The organism is Saccharothrix algeriensis, from assembly GCF_016907655.1.
GTDB classification, from domain to species: domain Bacteria; phylum Actinomycetota; class Actinomycetes; order Mycobacteriales; family Pseudonocardiaceae; genus Actinosynnema; species Actinosynnema algeriense.
Window position 1 is genome coordinate 714078 of the sequence record NZ_JAFBCL010000001.1, and the last position, 19365, is coordinate 733442.

Annotated in this window: 22 protein-coding genes; 13 read left to right on the plus strand and 9 right to left on the minus strand. The window is 73.7% G+C overall.

Annotated features, from left to right (window positions below; genetic code table 11):
* Positions 1 to 98 precede the first annotated feature (98 nt).
* A complete protein-coding gene (locus JOE68_RS02840; protein WP_307819466.1) occupies positions 99 to 605 on the plus strand; it encodes a DUF6069 family protein in 507 nt (168 codons plus the stop codon).
* On the opposite strand, the gene JOE68_RS02845 is transcribed toward JOE68_RS02840, so the two are convergent.
* Entirely contained in the window at positions 600 to 824 is a 225-nt protein-coding gene (locus tag JOE68_RS02845) for a PLDc N-terminal domain-containing protein (RefSeq protein WP_204840786.1), read from the minus strand. The genes JOE68_RS02840 and JOE68_RS02845 overlap by 6 nt on opposite strands.
* A 109-nt stretch (positions 825 to 933) precedes the next feature.
* Here JOE68_RS02845 and JOE68_RS02850 point away from each other — a divergent pair, with 109 nt between their 5' ends.
* The 4 genes from JOE68_RS02850 to adhP all read left to right on the plus strand — a co-directional run bounded on the left by JOE68_RS02850 (position 934) and on the right by adhP (position 3002).
* On the plus strand, positions 934 to 1230 hold the full coding sequence (locus JOE68_RS02850) for an HPF/RaiA family ribosome-associated protein (protein WP_204840787.1): 297 nt from the start codon (positions 934 to 936) through the stop codon (positions 1228 to 1230).
* Positions 1231 to 1240: 10 nt separating this feature from the next.
* Positions 1241 to 1399 (plus strand): hypothetical protein, encoded by a 159-nt coding sequence (locus tag JOE68_RS02855; RefSeq protein ID WP_204840788.1) that lies wholly within the window; start codon positions 1241 to 1243, stop codon positions 1397 to 1399.
* A gap of 18 nt (positions 1400 to 1417) precedes the next feature.
* Positions 1418 to 1861, plus strand: a complete 444-nt coding sequence (locus JOE68_RS02860; RefSeq protein ID WP_204840789.1) for a hypothetical protein — start codon at positions 1418 to 1420, stop codon at positions 1859 to 1861.
* Positions 1862 to 1991: 130 nt separating this feature from the next.
* On the plus strand, positions 1992 to 3002 hold the full coding sequence (gene adhP, locus JOE68_RS02865; protein WP_204840790.1) for an alcohol dehydrogenase AdhP: 1011 nt from the start codon (positions 1992 to 1994) through the stop codon (positions 3000 to 3002).
* Between the two features lie 105 nt (positions 3003 to 3107).
* On the opposite strand, the gene JOE68_RS02870 is transcribed toward adhP, so the two are convergent.
* The 3 genes from JOE68_RS02870 to JOE68_RS02885 form a co-directional block, all read right to left on the minus strand.
* A complete protein-coding gene (locus JOE68_RS02870; protein WP_204840791.1) occupies positions 3108 to 3602 on the minus strand; it encodes a universal stress protein in 495 nt (164 codons plus the stop codon).
* Positions 3603 to 3747: 145 nt separating this feature from the next.
* On the minus strand, positions 3748 to 5130 hold the full coding sequence (locus JOE68_RS30810; RefSeq protein WP_204840792.1) for a universal stress protein: 1383 nt from the start codon (positions 5128 to 5130) through the stop codon (positions 3748 to 3750).
* Positions 5131 to 5498: 368 nt separating this feature from the next.
* Positions 5499 to 6503: an Acg family FMN-binding oxidoreductase gene (locus JOE68_RS02885; RefSeq protein WP_346038564.1), complete on the minus strand. Its 1005-nt coding sequence runs from the start codon at positions 6501 to 6503 to the stop codon at positions 5499 to 5501.
* A 170-nt stretch (positions 6504 to 6673) separates the two neighbouring features.
* Here JOE68_RS02885 and JOE68_RS32380 point away from each other — a divergent pair, with 170 nt between their 5' ends.
* Together JOE68_RS32380 and JOE68_RS32385 are read left to right on the plus strand one after the other, a co-directional pair.
* Positions 6674 to 6826, plus strand: a complete 153-nt coding sequence (locus JOE68_RS32380) for a hypothetical protein (RefSeq protein ID WP_346038565.1) — start codon at positions 6674 to 6676, stop codon at positions 6824 to 6826.
* Positions 6805 to 7011 (plus strand): hypothetical protein, encoded by a 207-nt coding sequence (locus tag JOE68_RS32385; RefSeq protein ID WP_346038566.1) that lies wholly within the window; start codon positions 6805 to 6807, stop codon positions 7009 to 7011. Before JOE68_RS32380 ends, JOE68_RS32385 begins: the two co-directional genes overlap by 22 nt.
* Here the strand turns inward: JOE68_RS32385 and JOE68_RS02895 are convergent, their stop codons facing one another.
* Together JOE68_RS02895 and JOE68_RS02900 are read right to left on the minus strand one after the other, a co-directional pair.
* On the minus strand, positions 7012 to 7665 hold the full coding sequence (locus tag JOE68_RS02895; protein ID WP_239562105.1) for a response regulator: 654 nt from the start codon (positions 7663 to 7665) through the stop codon (positions 7012 to 7014).
* A gap of 199 nt (positions 7666 to 7864) precedes the next feature.
* Positions 7865 to 9088, minus strand: coding sequence for a hypothetical protein (locus JOE68_RS02900; RefSeq protein ID WP_204840794.1), 1224 nt, complete (start codon positions 9086 to 9088; stop codon positions 7865 to 7867).
* A gap of 310 nt (positions 9089 to 9398) precedes the next feature.
* Here JOE68_RS02900 and JOE68_RS02905 point away from each other — a divergent pair, with 310 nt between their 5' ends.
* The 3 genes from JOE68_RS02905 to JOE68_RS02915 are packed head-to-tail and all read left to right on the plus strand — an operon-like array spanning position 9399 to position 12977.
* Positions 9399 to 9848, plus strand: a complete 450-nt coding sequence (locus tag JOE68_RS02905) for a universal stress protein (RefSeq protein ID WP_204840795.1) — start codon at positions 9399 to 9401, stop codon at positions 9846 to 9848.
* Positions 9845 to 10483 carry a CBS domain-containing protein gene (locus JOE68_RS02910; RefSeq protein WP_204840796.1) on the plus strand — a complete coding sequence of 213 codons (639 nt, stop codon included), beginning with the start codon at positions 9845 to 9847 and terminating at the stop codon, positions 10481 to 10483. The genes JOE68_RS02905 and JOE68_RS02910 overlap by 4 nt, the downstream gene beginning before the upstream one ends.
* The gene (locus JOE68_RS02915; RefSeq protein ID WP_204840797.1) at positions 10464 to 12977 is read left to right on the plus strand and encodes an HAD-IC family P-type ATPase; all 2514 of its coding nucleotides are present in this window, start codon (positions 10464 to 10466) and stop codon (positions 12975 to 12977) included. Before JOE68_RS02910 ends, JOE68_RS02915 begins: the two co-directional genes overlap by 20 nt.
* A 190-nt stretch (positions 12978 to 13167) precedes the next feature.
* Here JOE68_RS02915 and JOE68_RS02920 read toward each other — a convergent pair whose 3' ends face one another.
* From JOE68_RS02920 to JOE68_RS02930, 3 genes are all read right to left on the minus strand, one after another.
* Positions 13168 to 14163: an Acg family FMN-binding oxidoreductase gene (locus tag JOE68_RS02920; protein WP_204840798.1), complete on the minus strand. Its 996-nt coding sequence runs from the start codon at positions 14161 to 14163 to the stop codon at positions 13168 to 13170.
* Positions 14164 to 14305: 142 nt separating this feature from the next.
* Positions 14306 to 14689: an efflux permease Rv1217c-related protein gene (locus JOE68_RS32510; RefSeq protein WP_239565090.1), complete on the minus strand. Its 384-nt coding sequence runs from the start codon at positions 14687 to 14689 to the stop codon at positions 14306 to 14308.
* A complete protein-coding gene (locus JOE68_RS02930) occupies positions 14686 to 15186 on the minus strand; it encodes a flavodoxin family protein (protein WP_204840799.1) in 501 nt (166 codons plus the stop codon). Before JOE68_RS02930 ends, JOE68_RS32510 begins: the two co-directional genes overlap by 4 nt.
* A 173-nt stretch (positions 15187 to 15359) precedes the next feature.
* On the opposite strand from JOE68_RS02930, the gene JOE68_RS02935 reads away from it, so the two are divergent.
* The 3 genes from JOE68_RS02935 to pflA are packed head-to-tail and all read left to right on the plus strand — an operon-like array spanning position 15360 to position 19365.
* Positions 15360 to 16397: a zinc-dependent alcohol dehydrogenase family protein gene (locus JOE68_RS02935; protein WP_204840800.1), complete on the plus strand. Its 1038-nt coding sequence runs from the start codon at positions 15360 to 15362 to the stop codon at positions 16395 to 16397.
* Positions 16394 to 18640, plus strand: coding sequence for a formate C-acetyltransferase (gene pflB, locus JOE68_RS02940; protein ID WP_204840801.1), 2247 nt, complete (start codon positions 16394 to 16396; stop codon positions 18638 to 18640). The genes JOE68_RS02935 and pflB overlap by 4 nt, the downstream gene beginning before the upstream one ends.
* A complete protein-coding gene (gene pflA / locus JOE68_RS02945; protein ID WP_204840802.1) occupies positions 18640 to 19365 on the plus strand; it encodes a pyruvate formate-lyase-activating protein in 726 nt (241 codons plus the stop codon). Before pflB ends, pflA begins: the two co-directional genes overlap by 1 nt.

Below are 19365 nucleotides of genomic sequence, written 5' to 3' on the forward strand. Positions count from 1 at the left end.
TGGTGCGACCGTCGGAGGTGGACCCGAGCGCGGGGGCGCGCAACCGACGCGCACACCCGTCCGATCGCTCCGGAACCGTCCGAGGAAGGGGAACCGCCGTGAAGGACCGACAGGACACCTACAGCGCCCACGACACCGACCCCGCCAAGCGCTTCGAGCTGGAGCTGCCGGCGGACGACGGGCAGGAGCCGGCGCGCCGGTACTCCCCCGGCCTGCTGTGGGCGGGCGGCGCCGCGACCGCGCTGGTGGCCGGCCTCGTCGCCGTGGTCGGCACCCTGGTCGCGCGTGGGCTGCTCGACCTGGCCGTGCTCGCCCCGAAGGGCGAAGGGGCCTGGGGCGGGGCGGACGCGCTGACCTACACCCTGGTCGCCGCGGGCTGCGCGTTCGCGGCCACCGGCCTGTTGCAGCTGATGCTGGCCACGACGCCCGACGCGGTCCACTTCTTCACCTGGATCGTGCTGCTGTTCGCCGCGATCACGGCGGTCCTGCCGCTCAGCCTGGACGCCGACACGGGCAGCCGCGTGGCCACCGCCGTGCTCAACGCCCTGATCGGCATCGCGATCGCGGTGTCGCTGCGCGACGTGGCGCGCCGGTGCCGGTCATGAGCGCACGGCCCGCTTGCGACCCCAGCGGAAGTAGGCCGCCGGGCCGATGAAGTTGACCCCGATGACCAGCGCCCACAGCCCCTTCGACCCGTTCACCGCGGTCGCGGGGCGGTGGGCGAGATCCGTCCACGCCGCGGCGGCCAAGCCGACCTGAGCGGCGACGAGCACCGCGAGGGTCCGTTTCCGCGCTCGGGTCAGTTCGCTCCACTTCTTCCTCATGGCGACGATTCTGCGCGCAATCGCCCCGGTCCGGTCAGGGACCGAAGGTCCGGTGAACCGGGACCTAGGACACTGCCTCCCGGCCCGGGGGCGGGCGAGGCTTCAGGGCATGAGCCGAGTGCACGAGATCATGGACATCAGCACCGACCTGGCGGCCGGCGTGCCCTTCGGGGCCGCCGAGTACGCGCGGGCCAAGGTCGCCGCCGTCGGGAAGTACGCGCCCGCCGACGTCCCCTACGCGAAGGTGCGCTTCACCACCGACGGCCCCCGCCTGGTCGTCGCCCACGCGACGCTGGACGTGAACGGCACGCCGGTCAACGCCGAGGCGAGCGCGCCGACCTACCAGGAGGCCGTGGACCTGCTGCACGACCGGTTGCAGCACCAGCTCGCAGAACTGGGTCGTTGAGGAGGGCGGGGTGACGACACGGGTCGGGACCAACTTCCCGCTTGGCGGCGTGGAAGGTCTCCACGACCTCGGCCACCGAGACCTCGCCGATCACCTCGACGGTCGGCGCACCGACGTGCCGGAGACCGTGGACCTCCTGCACGGCCGGCTCGCGAAACCGGACCGTTGAACGCCTGAGGAGGCGGACATGACGAGCACGACGACCCGACCGGAGCACGAGACGACGACGCGGCTCGGTCACCTCGTCGCCGCACTGGTCGACACCGCCCTGCTGTGGGTGGTCAACGTCCGGCCGGGGTGGCGCTCCGTGCCGTTCCTGACCGCGGAGGCCGGTCAGGTCGTGGTGCTGGTGGACATCGCCCTGGCCGTCGGCGTGGTGGTCAACCTGGTGTGCCTGGCCCGACCCCAACGCCTGGTCCGCCTCCTCGGGGACGTCCTCACCACGGCGTTCGCGCTGGTCGTCCTGTGGCGGGCGCGGGGCGTCTTCCCGTTCCGCTTCGACGACCCCGCCGTCGACTGGGCGGGAGTCCTGAGGGTCGCGTTGCCCGTGACGGGCGTCCTCGTCCTGGTCGCCTTCCTGGTTCAGGTGGTCAAGCTGGTGCGGGCGTTGACGATGCCCTCGGGCACGTAGCCCGCAGACCTCCCGGCGTCCCGGTGCGGCGGCGGGATCGCGCAGGCGCGAACGACCGCCGCTCCGGCGGCTGCGGTCCCGGAGCGGGATGTCAGACGAAGTTCTTTGTGGAACAACGAAAGGAGTCGTCGTGAGGGCTGCTGTTGTCACGAAGCTGGGCGCGCCGCTGGAGGTGCGCGACGTGCCGACGCCGGAGCCCGCCGCCGGTCAGGTGCTGGTGCGGTTGGAAGCCTCGGGCATCTGCCACACCGACATCCACGCGGCCAACGGCGACTGGCCGGTCAAGCCGACCCCGCCGTTCGTGCCCGGCCACGAGGGCGTGGGCGTCGTCGAGGCCGTCGGCGAGGGGGTGGACCCGGCGCGGGTTGGCACGCGGGTGGCGATCCCGTGGCTCGGGCACGCCTGCGGCGAGTGCTCCTACTGCGTGTCCGGCTGGGAGACGCTGTGCGAGCAGCAGCGCAACACCGGCTACTCGACCGACGGCTGCTACGCCGAGCGCACCGTCGCCGACGCCCGCTACGCCGTGCCCGTTCCCGACGGGGTGTCGAGCACCGACGCCGCACCGCTGACCTGCGCCGGGGTGACGACCTACAAGGCGGTCAAGGTCGCCGGGGTGCGTCCGGCCGAGCGGGTCGCGGTGTTCGGCATCGGCGGGCTGGGGCACCTGGCGCTGCAGTACGCCCGCATCGCCGGCGGGTTCACCACCGCCGTGGACGTCGAGGACGACAAGCTCGCCCTGGCCCGCGACCTGGGCGCCGACCACACCGTCAACGCCCGCACCACCGACCCGGTCGCGGCCGTCCAGGCACTGCGCGGCGTCGACGTGGCCATCGCCACCGCCGCCTCCCCCCGCAGCTTCGAGCAGGCTTTCGCCTGCCTGCGCCGCGGTGGCCGACTGGTCTGCGTCGGCCTGCCCGCCGGCGGGGTCCTGCCCATCCCGGTGTTCGACCTGGTCCTCAAGGGGATCACCGTCATCGGCTCCATCGTCGGCACCCGGCAGGACCTCGCCGAGGTCTTCGCCCTGCACGCCGCCGGCCGCACCAGGGTCATCGCCCGCACCCGCAAACTCGACGAGGTCAACGAGTCCTTCGCCGAAGTCCTGAGCGGACGGGTCCCCGCCAGGCTCGTCATCGAGTTCTGACCGCGGTGGCGTCACCGGCACGCCGACCGGTCGCCCCCGAACCCGCACTCGCCCGGTTCGACAACGGCCGCCGGCGGCCACGGCGTCACCGCCGGCCGCACGCGGTCACAACAGCGGTCCGGGAGTGATGATCGGGCGCGGTTCGGTGTGCGCGCCGGTCCCGGCGTGCTCCGCCCTCGGTTCGCGGACCACCACGACCGGGCAGTGCGCGTGGTGCACGCAGTAGGAGCTGACCGAACCGAGCACGGCCGCGCGGATCGGTCCCGCCCCGCGGCTGCCCACGACGAGCATCTGGGCGTTGCGGGAGGCGCGGACGAGCACGTCGCGAGCGTCGCCCTCGGCGAGCACGGCCCGCACCCCGGCGCCGGTCCCGGCGAGCAGCTCGTCGAGCGCCGAGCGGTTGCCGGCCTCCACCTCGCCCCGGTCCACGCTCGCGGCCATCGTCGCCGACACCGGCCCGATGACCATGCCGTAGTCCACGTGCCAGGCGAGCACCGCGTCGACGGCGCAGCCGCGGAACCCCGCCTCCTCCACGGCCCACCGGAGCGCCGCCCGGCTCGCGGGCGAGCCGTCCACGCCCACCACGATGCTGCTGTCCATGTCGCCTCCTCGGTCCTGTCCCGAGCCTGCTCCGCGCGCAGGCGCGAGGTCAGGGGCGGCGGTCCTGCCGCGTCCGGGACCTTCGCCACCGGGTGCGAACGGCGCCGGACGGGCAAGGGGTACCCGTCCAGCGCCAGGGGCACGCTCAGCCGGCGTGCCCCGCTCCCGGGCGCACCGGCCGCCGTGGGCCCTTCGCGACCGCTCCCCCGCGCGGCCGGACGATCGCCAGCGGGCACGGGGCGTGGTGGACCAACGCCTGGCCGGTCGACCCGAGCAGCATCCCGGTGAACCCGCCCCGACCGTGGCTGCCCACCACGAGGAGGCAGGCGTCGCGCCCGGCCTCCAGCAGCGCGTGCACGGGCTGGTCGCGGACCACGACCCGGCTGACCGCCACGTCCGGGTACTTCTCCTGCCACCCCGCAAGGCGCTCGGCCAGCGCGCGGTGCTCCTCGGCCTCCACCCGCGCGCCGGCGGCGGCGAAGCGGGAGGCGTGGCGACTGCCCGCGAAGAAGTCGCTCCACGCGGTCAGGGCGATCAGCGGCACGCCCCGCAGGCAAGCCTGCTCGAACGCGAACGCCACGGCGGCCTCGCTGACCGGCGAGCCGTCCACGCCCACCACGACCGGGCCGTCGACCGGGGCGGACCGGCGGACCACGACCACCGGCGACGTGCCGTGCGCGGACACCGCCACGGCCACCGACCCGACCAACCCCGGGAAACCGCCCGGACCGCGGGACCCGAGCACGACCAGGCGCGCCCGCCCGCTCGCGGCGACGAGCACGGCCGCCGGGCTCCCGACCAGCAGGGACGTCGACACCTCGACCTCCGGGGCGACGGCGCGCACGGCGCGCTCGGCCGCGTCCAGCCGCTCCCGCCCGAGCTCCGCCGAAGCCTGCCGGATCCGGTTGCCGGTGAGCGCGATCTCCGGGTAGCCGCGCACCGGCAGCGGGTAGGCGTGCACCAGCTCTACGGGCACGTCGTGCCGCGCCGCCTCGGCCGCCGCCCACTCCGCGGCGGCCAGCGCCGCCGCCGACCCGTCCACACCGACCACGACCGGTTGCCCCGTCGAGGCCCCTCCCACGGCGTCGACCGGCCGGCGGTCGCGGGCGACCCACGCGTCGAGCCGCCGGCGCACGTCGGCGGCGACGGGGACGTCCGCGCCGGCCAGGGCGCGCACGAGGTCACGGCGGGTGACCACACCGACCAGGCGCGAGGCGTCCACGACGGGCACGCAGCGCACGCGGTCGTCCACCATCACGCGTGCCAGCAGCTCGACGGGCGCCTCGGGGTCCATCCCGTAGACCGGGGTGGTCATCACCTCCCGCACCAGCGCTTCGACCGACTCCCCGTCGCCGTAGCAACCCCGCAACAGGTCGGCCTCGGTGACGATGGCGATCAACCGCTCGTCACCGTCGACCACCGGCAACGCGGTGAAACCGTGCGAGGCCAACAACCCGGCCGCCACGCGGATCGGCACCTCGGGCGTCACAGCGACCACCGGGCTGCTCATGATGTCGCGTGCCTTCATGGCGCACCTCCTCCACCTCCGACGCTAGGCATGCGGCCACCGCAGGGCAGCGGCCGTTGGTCACCACCACCCGAGGACCTAGGGACCGCCTGCACGGGGCCGTCAGGGCACGAGCACGGCGGCGCCGTTGACCCGATCGGCCGCGAGGTCGTCCATCGCCCGGTCAGCCCGGTCGAGCGGGTAGGGGGTCACGCGCGGGTGGCCGACGCCGACCTGTCAGCCCCGACCGGCTGCGCGGTCGGACGGCGAACCCACGCCGGCGTCCGTCGCCTCGCGGCTTCACGCCGACCGGGGTGCGCCGCTCGGATCGGCGCCGGCACCGCGGCTGGGACGGTCGGTCCGCGGCGGGAACCCCGGTCCCCGCCGCATCAGGGCAGGGACGGGTCGGGTTCGAGCAGCAGGTCGGCGACGTCGCGGCGCGGGCTGGGCGGTACGGGTGAGCCGAAGCCGACGCGCAGCACGGTCTGCGGCACGACCGAGCCGCCCAGGGAGCGGCGCAGTTCGGCGCGTGTCCGCCGGATCTCGATCGGCTGGGACAGGAACGACGCGGACAGCCCCAGGGTGGCGCCGGTCAGCAGCACCCGTTGCAGCGCCTGCCCGGCCTGCAGCTCGCCCAGCGGTCCTTCCTGGAACGAGCACAGCACGACCACCAGCGGATCGGGTTCGTAGTCCTTGCCCGGTGGGCGTTCGGCGGCCCGGAAGTCGCGCAGCGCCCACTCGTCCTGGAGGGCGGGTCGGATGCCGGCGGACCGCGGGGGCACCCCGTCGTCGGTGCGCGGGCCGGTCCACGCGGTCAGCTCGGCGCGCACGGCCGGGTTCTCGGACTGGCTGCGGTGGGCCCGGGCGACGAGCACCCGGAGCCGGGAGCGTTCCTCCCGGTCGGCGACCACGTGCAACCAGGCGCGTTCGCGTTCGGCGGCGCGGATGAGGGCGTGCCGGTGCGCGGTGGGCACGGGAACGTCGTGGAAGGGCTTGCGGTTGGACCTCCGCTTCGGCACGGCCGCGATCAGCTCGCGCACCTCCCGGTCGGCGTCCCGGCGCCCACCCCAGCGGACCACGGCCAGCGCGCCGGGAACGCTCGCACCGGGCAGCAGGGTGACCAGTGGTCGGATGCCCCGCGCACGCAGGCCCAGGCGCAGGTTGAACAGGGCCGCGCCGCACGCCATGCGCAGCTCGCGCCCGTCGGGGTCGGTGGCGGGCAGCGCGCGCCCGGGATCGGGGTGCAGCTCGATGCGGTCGTGCGCCACCCGGAACCGCCACGGCTGGGTGTTGTGCACCGACGGTGCCAGGGACGCCGCGCGCAGCACGCCCTCCACCTCGTACGGCGCCAACCCGAACACCCCGTCCATCGCGTCCCGCTCCCATCGTGTCACCTGTTCGTACCAATGCCTCAACTGTCCGGTTCGCGGGGCGAACGCCACACGGCCGAAAGTCCCCGATCGGGGGAGTTCTCAGGCCCGTGCCGGTGGACCTCTGATCACCCGCTTGGGATGCTGGAGAACGTGGAGGAGCGCGAGGACCCCGCCTGCTGGGTGGTCTGCGCTTGGACGAGTTGCTCGACGAGATGCGCGAGCGGTTGACGGAGATCGGGTCGACGCGGGACAAGATGCAGGACCTGTTGGACGCGGTGTTGGCGGCCGGTGCGGGTCTGGAGTTGGACTCGTCGCTGCAGAGGTGTTCGGCAATCTGTACGTGACGGAGAAGGTCGATGGTGCGGATTTCACCGCGGATGACGAGGTGGTGCTGACGGCATTGGCGGCCGGTGCCGGTGCGCAGGCGGAAGGTCTGGTCGGCACGGTGTTCGCCGAGGCGGCGTCGTTCGTGTTCGGCCGGGTCGGGGTGGGTGGCGGCACGCGCCTGACGTGGCGGGTGCCGTTGTGATCACTCCTCGTCGGAGGGGGTGGGTTTGCGCAGTCGGGTGGCCAGGACGGCGGCCTGGGTGCGGCGTTCCAGGCCGAGTTTGGCCAGCAGGTGGGAGACGTAGTTCTTGACCGTCTTCTCGGCCAGGAACATCCTCTCAGCGATCTGGCGGTTGGTCAGACCCTCACCGATGAGGTCGAACACGGCGCGTTCCTGCTCGGTGAGAGAACGCACCGGGTCGCCTTCCTCCCGCTCCCGGCGGATGCGGCTCAGCAGGGCCGAGGTGGAACGGGCGTCGAGCAGCGACTCACCGGCGGCGACGGTGCGCACGGCGTTCTGCAGGTCGTGCCCCAGGATCCGCTTGAGCACGAACCCCGACGCACCGGCCATGATCGCGTCGAACAGGGCCTCGTCGTCGGTGAACGAGGTCAGCATCAGGCACTTGAGCTCCGGCATCCGGGAACGCAGCTCACGGCACAACTCGATGCCGTTGCCATCGGGCAACCGCACGTCCAACACCGCCACCTCGGCACCGCTGACCGGCACCAGGGCCAACGCCTCGGCCACCGACCCGGCCTCACCCACCACCTCCAAGCCGCCGTCGCCGTTGAGCAGCTCACGGACACCGACCCGGACGACCTCGTGGTCATCCACCAGGAACACGCGCGCCACCAAGAACCCCTTCTGCTGTCCGAGTACCAGGTTCGCCGGGATGAACGGCCGGGCACAGGGTCCAAAGACCCTGCCGCCGCCGTGACGCCACTGCGCCGTCACCCCCCTGGCGCGTCTTTCGGCAGAGCAGCGCCGGCCCGGCCCGCCACGTGGCCGCGGGTCCCGGGTCGGCGCGCCTGTCCCAGGGGCATCGCACCGCCCGTCAAGCGTCGCCGTCGGCGGCCGGTGCGTTCCGGAGACTCCAGAGGACGACGTGGAACTCGCCGTCGGCGGCCTGCGCTCGACCGACGACCAGCCCGCGGTCGTTGATCTCCCACGCACTGCTGTTGGGCCCGCCGCCGGGCAGGGTGCCGAGGTCGACGATGCGACCGCGGCGGTCCCAGAGCACCGCGTGGAGGTAGGCCCCACCCTGCACGGTGGCCGTTCCGACCACCGTGGCGTGGTCGTTGATCCGGCCGGACGTGCTCCACCCGCCTCCGGGCAGGCCGCCGAGTTCGGTGACCCGGCCCGCGCGGTCCCAGCGGACCGCCCGCTCCCCTCCGCCGACACCCGTGGTGGCCGTGCCTGCGACGTTGCCCTGCGCGTCGATCCCCGTCGCGTAGGCCCCCGTGACGCCGGCGGGAAGGCCGAGCCGAGTGATGTTCCCGGCGACGTCCCAGGTCACGGGGTGCCGTGCGCCGGCGCTGTAGGAGTCCCCGACGATCGTTCCGGCGTCGTTGACGTACGCGGCGGTGCTCTGGTCGTCACCGGGCAACGTGGGCAGTTCGGTGATGCGGCCGTGCGCGTCCCACCGGACCGCTCGCCACACGTTCTGCCGGTCGGGGCCGGGGGTGTACGCCACTCCGGCGATCACACCCCTGTTGTTGATCGCGAAGGGCGCGGAGTGCTCGTAGCCGGGCAGGCTGCCCAGGTTCACGGCCTTGCCGGAGGGTTCCCAGCGGACCGCGTGGACGTGCGTGTCCGGACCGGTCGTCGTGCCCGCTTCGCCGATGGCGACCCCGGAGTCGTTGACCGCGACCGCGGTGCTGACGGGCCTGCCCGGGACGGCGTCCAGCCGGGAGATGCGCCCCGTGCGGTCCCAGCGGACCGCGTTCTGGCGCAGCACCTCGCTTCCGGAGCCCACCTCGAACGCCGTACCCACGACGACACCGCGGTCGCTGACGTCGTTGGCATCGCTGTGGGAGTAGCCGGGTAAGGTCCCGAGCCCGGTCCGCTTGCCCGTGGAGTCCCACCGGGCGGCAAGACCGTAGGAGTTGTACGCGTCCTTGCCGACCACGACACCGTGGTCGTTGACCGCATTGGCGGTGACGGCGCCCAGATCCACCGCCCGGACCGCCGCGGCCTCCGCCGGACCCGCTGTCCCGGCGAGCGTCGCCGCCGCGGCGCCGGCAGCCACGGCCAGGGACGTGATTGGTGATCGTTTCATCGGATCCTCCACAGGACGAGTCGTTGCCCACAGCCTCGGCCAGGCCACCAGGGCGCGGGTAGGGACCTCCGACATCGAACGCAGGGGCTCTCCGCCCCCCAGGGACGAAGGTCCCGGCCACGACGGGCCCGCGGCCACTGCCCTCGGCCTCCGCCCTCGGAGAGGCTGAGGTGACAACGGCGCATCGACACCGGGCCCGACCCGACCGAGTCGCTCGTGGCCCCGATGGCCGCGTGCGCGGCGACGTACCGCGCACAACACGCTCCGGCACGCGCCGGAAATCATCATCGACCTGGACGAGGTGTGAACCGTGAGCACTGCCGCCCCGATCGTCGTCGGGATCGACGGAAGCCCCGCGGGGGAACGCGCGCTGCGGTGGGCGATGGACGAAGCCGTGCGGCGCGGAGCGCCGCTGCACGTGGTCAACGCCTACGCCTACGAACCCCTGGCCGACTGGACCGCGACGACCGAGCAGGACGCCCGCGCCCGCTCGGAGTCGCTGGTCGAGGACGCGCTGCGCGCGGTCGCCGTGGGCAGGTCGGAGTTCCCGCGGATCATCCGCCGCTGCGTGCGCGGACCCGCCGCCGAGGCGCTGGAGGAGCAGGCGCGCGGTGCGGCGATGCTGGTCGTCGCCGCCCACGGCGGCAGCCGGTTCCGGCAGGTCCTGCTGGGCAGCACCAGCGCGCACTGCGTGCGGCACGCCACGACCCCGGTCGTGGTGCTGCCCGCGACGGCCGACGAGTCGGCGGTGGCCCGGTGAGGGTGCGCGACGTGATGACCCGCGACGTGGTGACCGTGACGCCGGAGACGTCGGTCCGCGACGCCGGCGCCCTGCTCGCCGCACGCGGGTTCACCATGCTGCCCGTGGTGGACGGGCGTGGCGAACTGCTGGGCGTGCTCACCGAGGCCGAGGCCCTCAAGGACCGGCTGCCGGTGGACCCCCGCACGCTGGTGCACGGCGAAGCGCCGCGCGGCGTGCCCCGACCCGCGCGCGCCATCCGCGACGTGATGGTCGAACCCGTGGTCGGCGCCACGCCCGACGCCGATGTCGCCGAGGTGGCGCGGCGGATGCTGGAGCACGACGTGCGCAGCGTCGCCGTCGTCGACGGCAGGCGCCTGGTCGGCGTGGTGACCCGGCGCGACATGCTGCGCGCGGTCAGCCGCGACGACCGGGCGCTGGAGGCCGAGGTCCGCCGCCGGCTGTGCCTCTACGGCGGCCCGGGCCGCTGGCGGGTCGGCGTCACCGACGGCCGGGTGTCCATCGTGGACGCGCTGGACGACGAGCGCGACCGGCACGTGGCCGCGGTGCTGGCGGGCGCGGTCGCCGGCGTGGTGGACGTGTGCTTCCCCGAATCGGACTCCGCCGGGGTGGGGCATGCCGTCGGCGACCGCTGAGCGCGCGGCCGCCCCCCACGGCCTGCCGGCGCCCGAGGTCGTGCTGTTGGCCGAGACCGACGCCGGCGCCGGCCTGACCGGCGCGGTGGCCGCGCGGCGGCTCGCGGCGCTGGGGCCGAACGCGCTGCCCGAGCGGCGCGGCCCCGGCCGGTTGCGGCGCTTCCTCGGCCAGTTCCACCACCCGCTGATCTACGTGCTGCTCGGCGCGGGGGCGTTGACCTTCGCGCTGGGCGAGGTCGTGGACGCCTCGGTGGTGCTGGCCGTGGTGCTGGTCAACGCCGTGGTGGGCCACCTCCAGGAAGTCCGGGCCGAACGCGCGCTGGACGCCCTGGTCGCGATGGTGCGCACCACGGCGACGGTGGTCCGCGACGGCGCGGTGACGCGCGTGGAGTCCGAGCGGCTCGTGCCCGGTGACCTGGTGCTGCTGGAGGAGGGCGACCAGGTCCCGGCGGACCTGCGGCTGGTGGGCGTCCGCGAGCTGCGGGTCGACGAGTCGGCGCTGACCGGGGAGTCGCAGCCGGTGGCCAAGGACCCGCTGCCGGTGCCGCACGACACCGCGCTGGCCGACCGGACGAACATGGCCTACTCCGGCACGTTGATCACCTCCGGTGGCGGACGGGGCGTGGTGGTGTCCACGGGCGCGGACACCGAGATCGGGCGCGTACACCGGCTGGTCGGCGCGACCGAGGCGGTGCAGACGCCGCTGACCCGCAAGCTGGCCCGGTTCAGCCTGCTGCTGACCTGGGTCATCCTGGGGCTCGCGGTGCTCTCGGTCGCGGTCGGGGTGCTGCGCGGCGAACCGTTCGCCGACATGGTCACCGCGGCGGTGGCCCTGGCCGTCGGGGCCATCCCCGAAGGGCTCCCCGCGGCCGTGACCGTCACCCTGGCCATCGGCGTGGCCCGGATGGCGCGGCGCAACGCCGTGATCCGGCGGCTGCCCGCGGTGGAGACGCTGGGCAGCACGACGGTGATCTGCACCGACAAGACCGGCACCCTGACCGCCAATGCCATGACCGTGCGCGAGGTCGTCGCCGGCGTGACGAACTGGCGGGTCGGCGGTGTGGGGTACGCGCCGCACGGCGACGTCCCGCCCGTTCCCGACGCGGTGCGCGAGGTCCTGCTGGCGGGATTGGCCTGCAACGACGCCGACGTGGTGGAGCGCGACGGCCGGTGGGCGCCGATCGGCGACCCCACCGAGGCCGCGCTGGTCGTGGCCGCGCGCAAGGCCGGGGTCACGGGTGTGCCCGAGCGCGTGGACGAGTTGCCGTTCACCTCGCAGCGCCGGTTCATGGCCACCCGCCACACCGGGGGCGTGGTCTACCTCAAGGGCGCGGTCGAGCGCATCGCCGAGTTCACCGGCGCCGTCGACCACGCCGAGGCCGACCGGTTGGCCGCACAGGGGCTGCGCGTGCTGGCGTTCGCCCGCGCGCACCTGCCGCTCGACGTCGAGCTGACCGAGGAGGCGCTGCGCGGCCGCGCGGTGTTCCTGGGGTTGCAGGCCATGCACGACCCACCGCGCCCCGAGGCGCTGGACGCCGTGCGGGCCTGCCGGGACGCGGGCATCGAGGTCCGCATGATCACCGGCGACCACCGGGCCACCGCCCGCGCCATCGCCGACCACTTCGACCTGGCCGAGGACGCCGTGCACGCCCGCGTGTCGCCGGAGGAGAAGCTGCGGCTGGTCAAGGAACTCCAGGCGCGCGGCCAGGTCGTGGCCATGACCGGCGACGGCGTCAACGACGCCCCCGCGCTGCGGCGGGCCGACATCGGCGTGGCCATGGGCCGCGGCGGCACCGAGGTCGCCAAGCAGGCCGCCGACATGGTGCTCACCGACGACGACTTCTCCACCATCCGCGCCGCGGTGGAGGAGGGCCGCGCGGTGTTCGACAACCTGCGCAAGTTCATCATCTGGACCCTGCCCACCAACATGGCCGAGGGCCTGGTCATCCTCACCGCGATCATGGCCGGCACCACCCTGCCGATCCTGCCGGTGCAGATCCTGTGGATCAACATGACCACCGCCGTCGCCCTGGGCCTGACCCTGGCCTTCGAGCCGCGCGAACCGGACGTGATGCGGCGCCCGCCGCTGCCGCCCTCCCTACCGCTGCTGACCGGGGCGCTGGTCCAGCGCATCCTGTTGGTGTCGGTGGTCCTGCTGGCGGGTTCGTTCACCGCCTTCCACCTCTCCGGCGGCGCCGTGGACGAAGCGCGCACGGTCGCGGTCAACGTCTTCGTCGCCGCCCAGATCGCCTACCTGGTCAACTCCCGCTCGCTGGAGCGCTTCCGCCCGCACGTCGGGCTGCGCGCCAACCCGTGGCTGCCCGCCGGCATCGCGGTCACCATCGCGCTGCAACTGCTGTTCACCTACGCGCCGTTCATGAACACCCTGTTCCACACCGCGCCCATCGGCTGGGCGTCGTGGGCGTTCGTGGCGGCCCTGGCGCTGGTCGCCTACGGCGTGGTCGAGCTGGACAAGTGGTGGCGCCGCCGATGACGGGGCGAACACCGACGCGACGAGGCCCGCCCCGGAACTCCGGGGCGGGCCTCGGTCTCGCGTGCGGTCACCTCGTCGTGGGTGAGGCCGCCACGGGGGCACGGCGCGTGCCCCGCTCCGCCCACCGCCCCTGTGACCGACGACGCGCCGGGTGCCGCAGGTGAGACGCCGTCAGCACGGCGGTCGACGGTTACGAGTCCGCCAACCCCTCGACGACTTCGCCGAGCGGGCGGCGCGGGGTGGCCAGCAGCGGGTCGGCGCCGAACGCGGCCCAGCCGACGCGCAGCACGACCTGGGGCGACAGCAGCCCGTCGAGGACCTCGTCGCGCACCCGGTCGCGGGTGGCGGCGACCTCCAGCGGCTGGCTGAGCGGGCAGGCCGCGAGGCCCGCGGCGGTGGCTTCCAGCAGGACGGCGCTCATGGCCTCGCCGGCGCGCAGCGTCGAGAGGCGGTCGTCCGACGAGGTGCCCAGCACCAGCAGCAGCGCGCCGTCCTCCTCCCGCTCACCCGAGGGCTCGTCGACCAGGAGGCCGCCGGGGAACTCGCGCAGTCGCAGGTCGCCGTGCCGCGGCACACCGCTCGGCGCGTTGGCGGCCGGCACCCCGTCGGAGTCGGCGTGCCGGCCGCTCCACAGCCGCAGTTCCCACCGGTAGGCGGGGTCGGCGTCCTGCCGGGCGGCTGCCTGCTCGATGGCGGTCGCCAGCTCGAACCGCGTTCGCGAGCCGGTGATGTGGCGCAGCACGGCGTCGTGCTCGGTGGCCCGCTGCTCCAGCAGCAGCGACACCGCGTCGGGCACGTCCCACGTCGAGTAGCGCCGTCGGTCGGTGCGCCGCCGGGGGATGGCCGCGGCCAGCGCGACCTCGGTCCCGGTGGGCTCGTGGCGGGCGAACTCCACGGCGGCGAGGTGGTCGGGTTCGGCGGGGTTGGGCAGGTGGTGCGCGACGGCCCGCCAGCCCAGGCCGGCCAGGGCGACGCGCAGGTGGTGCAGCGCCGCGCCGCAGCTGAGCAGCAGGTCCGCTCCCCTGGGGTCGGTGGCGGGGATCGCGCGGGTCGGGTCGGCGTGCAGGTGGACGCTGCGGTCGCCGATCCGCCATCGCCAGGGTTGCGTGTTGTGCACCGACGGCGCGCGGCACGCCAGTGCCACGGCGGCCCGGATCGTCCCCCGGTCGGGTTGGCTGCGGTCCATCCCGCCTCACCTCCACGTTCGTGTTCGCCTCCGACCCTGCCCCGGCGGCGCGCTCGGCCGCAGGGTCCGAGGTCCCGACCCGTCAGGGACCAGTGGGACGGCCGACGACTCCAACGAAGTCCGTCGAAGTGCGTGGGCCGGGTCAGGCGATGTCGCGGCGGCGGAAGGCGAGCAGGCCCGCCGTGGTCAGCAACGCGGTGATCGTGAGCAGGGCGAGCAGCGGGGTGGCGGTGGAAGCCGCGCCGGGCAGCTCGGGGACGTGGGTGAACGGCGAGAGGTCCAGCAGCCGCTGGTCGATCTCCAGCAGCGGGCCCGGTTCGGTGATGAGCAGGAACGCGACCAGGGCTGCCCGGGCCGCGGAGGCCAGGCGCGGGGCCAGGCCGTAGCGGCCTGACGGTGGTCTTGCCCGCTCCGTTGGCCCGAGCAGGCCGTGCACCTCGCCGGCGCGCACGGTCAGGTCCAGCCCGTCGAGGGCCTGCGTGCGGCCGAACCGCTTGCGCAGGCCCTGGGTGACGACCGCGCTCACGCCTGGTTCCCGACGAGCATCGAACGCGCCCAGGCGGCGGCGCGGGTGGGTTCGCCGACCAGCAGTGGGCCCGGGGTGCCGCCGACGTGGAAGGACACCGGCTTGCCCGGCACCGCGCAGTGCAGCGCGCGCAGCCGCCTGGCGATCGCCTTGGCCGCCGAGCCGGGCAGCCGGCCGGTCCCGATCCGGGTGTCGAAGGCGTGCGCGGTGACGTGGTGCCCGAGCGGCGCGAGGGCGTCGAGCCACTCGCGCACACCGCGGCCGGTGGACACCCGGTCGCCGGCGGCCTGGTCGGCGGCGGACTTGCGGGTGGCGGGGCGGCTGAGGCCGAAAGCGTGCGTGGGCGCCCCGACGACCAGCAGGCCGACGTCGTCGGGCAGCACGTCGGGTGCGTCGGAGACCTCGACGACCTCGGCGGCCAGCGCCTCGCCGATCGCCTCGGCGATGGCCTTGGTGTTGCCGAACATGGATTCGTAGACCACGAGTGCCCGTGCCATGGCGGACCACCTTCCTGTGGCCTCCCACGGTGCGCCGCCGCCGCGTGACCGGGCAGCGGCGAACGGTCCCCGGCCGGCCGGGACCTTCGACACCGCGTCCCGGGACCGGGGGCTCTGTGGCCGGGTCGCCGGCCGGAGCAGGGTCGAGGTGCAGCGCATCCGAGGAGGACGAGATGAAGGCGATGGTGTTCCACGGGCCCGGCCGGCGGTCCTGGCAGGACGTGCCCGACCCCGAGCCGGTCGACCCGACCGACGCGGTCGTCCGGGTCACCGCGGCCACGATCTGCGGCACGGACCTGCACATCCTCAAGGGCGACGTCCCCGAGGTCGAGCCCGGCCGCGTGCTGGGCCACGAGGCGGTCGGCGTGGTGGAGCAGGTCGGCGCGGCGGTCACCGGCATCAAGCCCGGTGATCGGGTGCTGGTGTCGTGCATCAGCACGTGCGGCCGCTGCTCGTACTGCCGCACCGGGGTCTACGGCCAGTGCCTGGGCGGTGGCGGCTGGGTCCTCGGCCACACCGTGGACGGCACGCACGCCGAGTACCTGCGGGTTCCCTTCGCCGACACCTCGACGCACCTGCTGCCCGACGGCGTCGGCGACGCGGCGGCGGTGATGCTGTCGGACATCCTGCCCACCGCGTACGAGGTGGGCGTGCTCAACGGGCAGGTGCGGCCCGGGCAGACCGTCGTGGTCGTCGGGGCCGGGCCGATCGGGCTGGCCGCGGTCGAGACCGCGCGGCTGTTCAGCCCCGGCCACGTCGTCGCGGTGGACCTGGCCGCGCCCAGGCTGGAGGCGGCCAAGCAGTTCGGCGCGGACGTCACCGTGGACGCCGCCGAGGACGTCGAGGCCGTGGTCGCCGAGCTGACCGGCGGGCTGGGCGCGGACGTGGCGATCGAGGCGGTCGGCGTGCCGGAGACCTTCGAGCTGTGCACGCGGCTGATCCGCCCCGGTGGCCGGGTCGCGAACGTCGGCGTGCACGGCAAGCCCGCCACGCTGCACCTGGAGCAGCTGTGGATCCGCAACGCCACCATCACCACCGGTCTGGTCGACACGATCTCCACGCCGACGCTGCTGAAGATGCTGGCGGACGGGCGGCTGGACGCCGACCGGTTCGCCACGCACCACTTCGCCCTGGACGAGTTCGACCTGGCCTACGACGTGTTCGCGCGGTCGGCGGAGACCGGCGCGCTGAAGGTGGTGCTGACCCGATGACCGCGGTCGAGGAACGCCTGGACGCGTGGCGCGGGTTCGGCGACGGGCCCTGGCGGCGCGGGATCGACGTCCACGGCTTCATCCGGGCCAACCACACCCCGTACGAGGGTGACGCGGCGTTCCTGACCGGGCCGACCGAGCGGACCGCCGCGCTGTGGCGGGGCCTGTCCGGGCTGTTCGCCGAGGAACGCCGCCGCGGGGTCCTGGACGTGGACGTGCGCACGCCGTCGTCGATCACCTCTCACCGGCCGGGGTACCTCGACCGCGACAACGAGTTGATCGTCGGGTTGCAGACCGACGCGCCGCTCAAGCGGGCGATCATGCCCAACGGCGGCCTGCGGATGGTCGAGACGAGCGTGCGGGCCTACGGCTACGAGCTGGACCCCGCGGTGCGGGAGGTCTTCACCAAGTACCGCAAGACCCACAACGACGGTGTGTTCGACGCCTACACCGAGCAGATCAAGCGCGCCCGCCGCGCCGGGATCATCACCGGCCTGCCCGACGCCTACGGGCGCGGCCGGATCATCGGCGACTACCGGCGGGTGGCGCTTTACGGAGTGGACCGGCTCATCGAGGCCAAACGGGCCGAACGGGCTTCGATCGACACCACGCCGTCGACCGAGGCGGTGATCCGCGACCGCGAGGAGCTGGCCGAGCAGATCCGGGCACTCCAGGAGCTCAAGGAGATGGCCGCCTCCTACGGCGACGACATCTCCGGACCGGCGCGCACCGCCCGCGAAGCCGTGCAGTGGCTGTACTACGCCTACCTGGCGGCGGTGAAGGAGCAGAACGGCGCGGCGATGTCGCTGGGGCGCACGTCGACGTTCCTGGACATCTACCTCCGGCGCGACCTGGAGTCCGGGCGGTTGACCGAGTCGCAGGCGCAGGAGCTGGTCGACGACCTGGTCATCAAGCTGCGGATCGTGCGGTTCCTGCGCACCCCCGCCTACGACGAGCTGTTCTCCGGCGATCCGACCTGGGTGACCGAGAGCATCGGCGGCATCGGCGAGGACGGGCGGCCACTGGTCACGAGGACCAGCTTCCGGTTCCTGCAGACCCTCTACAACCTGGGCCCGGCGCCGGAGCCCAACCTGACGGTGCTGTGGTCGCCCGCGCTGCCGGAGGGGTTCAAGCGGTTCTGCGCCCTGGTGTCGATCGACACCAGTTCCATCCAGTACGAGAACGACGAGCTGATCCGCCCGCGCTTCGGCGACGACACCGCCATCGCCTGCTGCGTGTCGGCGATGAGGGTCGGCAAGCAGATGCAGTTCTTCGGCGCCCGGGTCAACCTCGCCAAGGCACTGCTGTACGCGATCAACGGCGGTCGCGACGAGGTGACCGGCGAGCAGGTCGCTCCCCCGCAGCCGCCGATCGGGGGCGAGCACCTGGACTACGACGAGGTTCGCGCCGCGTTCGACCGGGTGCTCGACTGGTTGGCGAAGACCTATGTGGACGCGTTGAACACCATCCACTACATGCACGACAAGTACGCCTACGAGCGCATCGAGATGGCCCTGCACGACCACCCGGTGCAGCGGCTGCTCGGCTGCGGTATCGCGGGCCTGTCCGTGGTCGCGGACAGCCTGTCCTCCATCAGGCACGCGAAGGTCCGGGTGGTCCGGGACGACACCGGACTGGCCGTCGACTACGTGGTGGAGGGCGACTTCCCCCGCTACGGCAACAACGACGACCGCGCCGACTCACTGGCCGTGGGCCTGGTGGAGGACTTCATGCGCCTGGTGCGCGGCTACCCGGCCTACCGCGACGCCGTGCACACGCAATCGGTGCTGACCATCACCTCCAACGTCGTCTACGGCCGCCGCACCGGCAACACCCCCGACGGCCGTCGCGCGGGCGAACCGTTCGCACCGGGCGCCAACCCGATGAACGGACGCGACCGGCACGGCCTGGTCGCCGCGGCCCTGTCGGTGGCCAAGCTGCCGTACGACCAGGCGCTGGACGGCATCTCGCTGACCGCGAGCATCACACCCACCGGACTGGGCAGGACGGTGTCCGAGCAGGTGGCCAACCTCGTGGGCGTGCTCGACGCCTACGTGGACGCGGGTGGGTTCCACCTCAACGCCAACGTGCTCGACCGCGGGGTGCTGCTCGACGCCATGGCGCACCCGGAGAAGTACCCGCAGCTGACCATCCGCGTGTCCGGCTACGCGGTGAACTTCGTGCGCCTGACGCCCGAGCAGCAGCGCGACGTGATCAGCCGGACCTTCCACGGGTCGCTGTGATGACCACCGGGGCCGTCCACTCCTGGGACCTCGCCACGGCGGTGGACGGCCCCGGCACCCGGTTCGTCGTGTTCACCGCCGGGTGCCCGCTGCGCTGCCTGTACTGCCACAACCCCGAAACGCGGTTCGCCCGCTTCGGGCGGCGCGTCACCGTCGACGAGGTCGTGGCCGAGATCGGGAAGTACCGGCGGTTCATCCGGGTCGCCGGCGGTGGGGTGACCATCAGCGGCGGCGAGCCGCTGCTGCAACCGGAGTTCACCGCCGAACTGCTGCACGCGGTCAAGGGCCTGGGCCTGCACACCGCCCTGGACACCTCCGGCTTCCTCGGCGACCGGGCCACCGACGCCCTGCTCGCCGACACCGACCTGGTGCTGCTGGACATCAAGTCCTGGGACCCCGCCACCTACCGGCACGTCACCGGCAGTGAGGTCGCCCCGACCCTGGAGTTCGCCCGCCGCCTGTCGGACCTGGGCAAGCCGATGTGGATCAGGTTCGTCCTGGTGCCAGGACAGACCGACCACGCGGCGAACGTGGAGGGCATCGCTTCGTTCGTCGCCACACTGCCGTCGGTCGAACGCGTGGACGTGCTGCCCTTCCACAAGATGGGCGCGCCGAAGTACGAAGCCCTCGGCCTGCCCTTCGCGTTGGCCGACACCCCGACACCAGAAGCGGAACTGGTCGAACGGGTTCGCGGGCAGTTCCTGGCACACGGCCTGCGCGCGTGA

Bases quoted from the DNA above. Each gene is read 5' to 3' on its own strand.
- JOE68_RS02845 (WP_204840786.1), bottom strand. From the start codon at position 824: ATGAGGAAGAAGTGGAGCGAACTGACCCGAGCGCGGAAACGGACCCTC.
- JOE68_RS02850 (WP_204840787.1), top strand. From the start codon at position 934: ATGAGCCGAGTGCACGAGATCATGGACATCAGCACCGACCTGGCGGCC.
- JOE68_RS02860 (WP_204840789.1), top strand. From the start codon at position 1,418: ATGACGAGCACGACGACCCGACCGGAGCACGAGACGACGACGCGGCTC.
- JOE68_RS02870 (WP_204840791.1), bottom strand. From the start codon at position 3,602: ATGGACAGCAGCATCGTGGTGGGCGTGGACGGCTCGCCCGCGAGCCGG.
- JOE68_RS30810 (WP_204840792.1), bottom strand. From the start codon at position 5,130: ATGAAGGCACGCGACATCATGAGCAGCCCGGTGGTCGCTGTGACGCCC.
- JOE68_RS02900 (WP_204840794.1), bottom strand. From the start codon at position 9,088: ATGAAACGATCACCAATCACGTCCCTGGCCGTGGCTGCCGGCGCCGCG.
- JOE68_RS02915 (WP_204840797.1), top strand. From the start codon at position 10,464: ATGCCGTCGGCGACCGCTGAGCGCGCGGCCGCCCCCCACGGCCTGCCG.
- JOE68_RS02920 (WP_204840798.1), bottom strand. From the start codon at position 14,163: ATGGACCGCAGCCAACCCGACCGGGGGACGATCCGGGCCGCCGTGGCA.
- JOE68_RS02930 (WP_204840799.1), bottom strand. From the start codon at position 15,186: ATGGCACGGGCACTCGTGGTCTACGAATCCATGTTCGGCAACACCAAG.
- JOE68_RS02935 (WP_204840800.1), top strand. From the start codon at position 15,360: ATGAAGGCGATGGTGTTCCACGGGCCCGGCCGGCGGTCCTGGCAGGAC.
- pflB (WP_204840801.1), top strand. From the start codon at position 16,394: ATGACCGCGGTCGAGGAACGCCTGGACGCGTGGCGCGGGTTCGGCGAC.
- pflA (WP_204840802.1), top strand. From the start codon at position 18,640: ATGACCACCGGGGCCGTCCACTCCTGGGACCTCGCCACGGCGGTGGAC.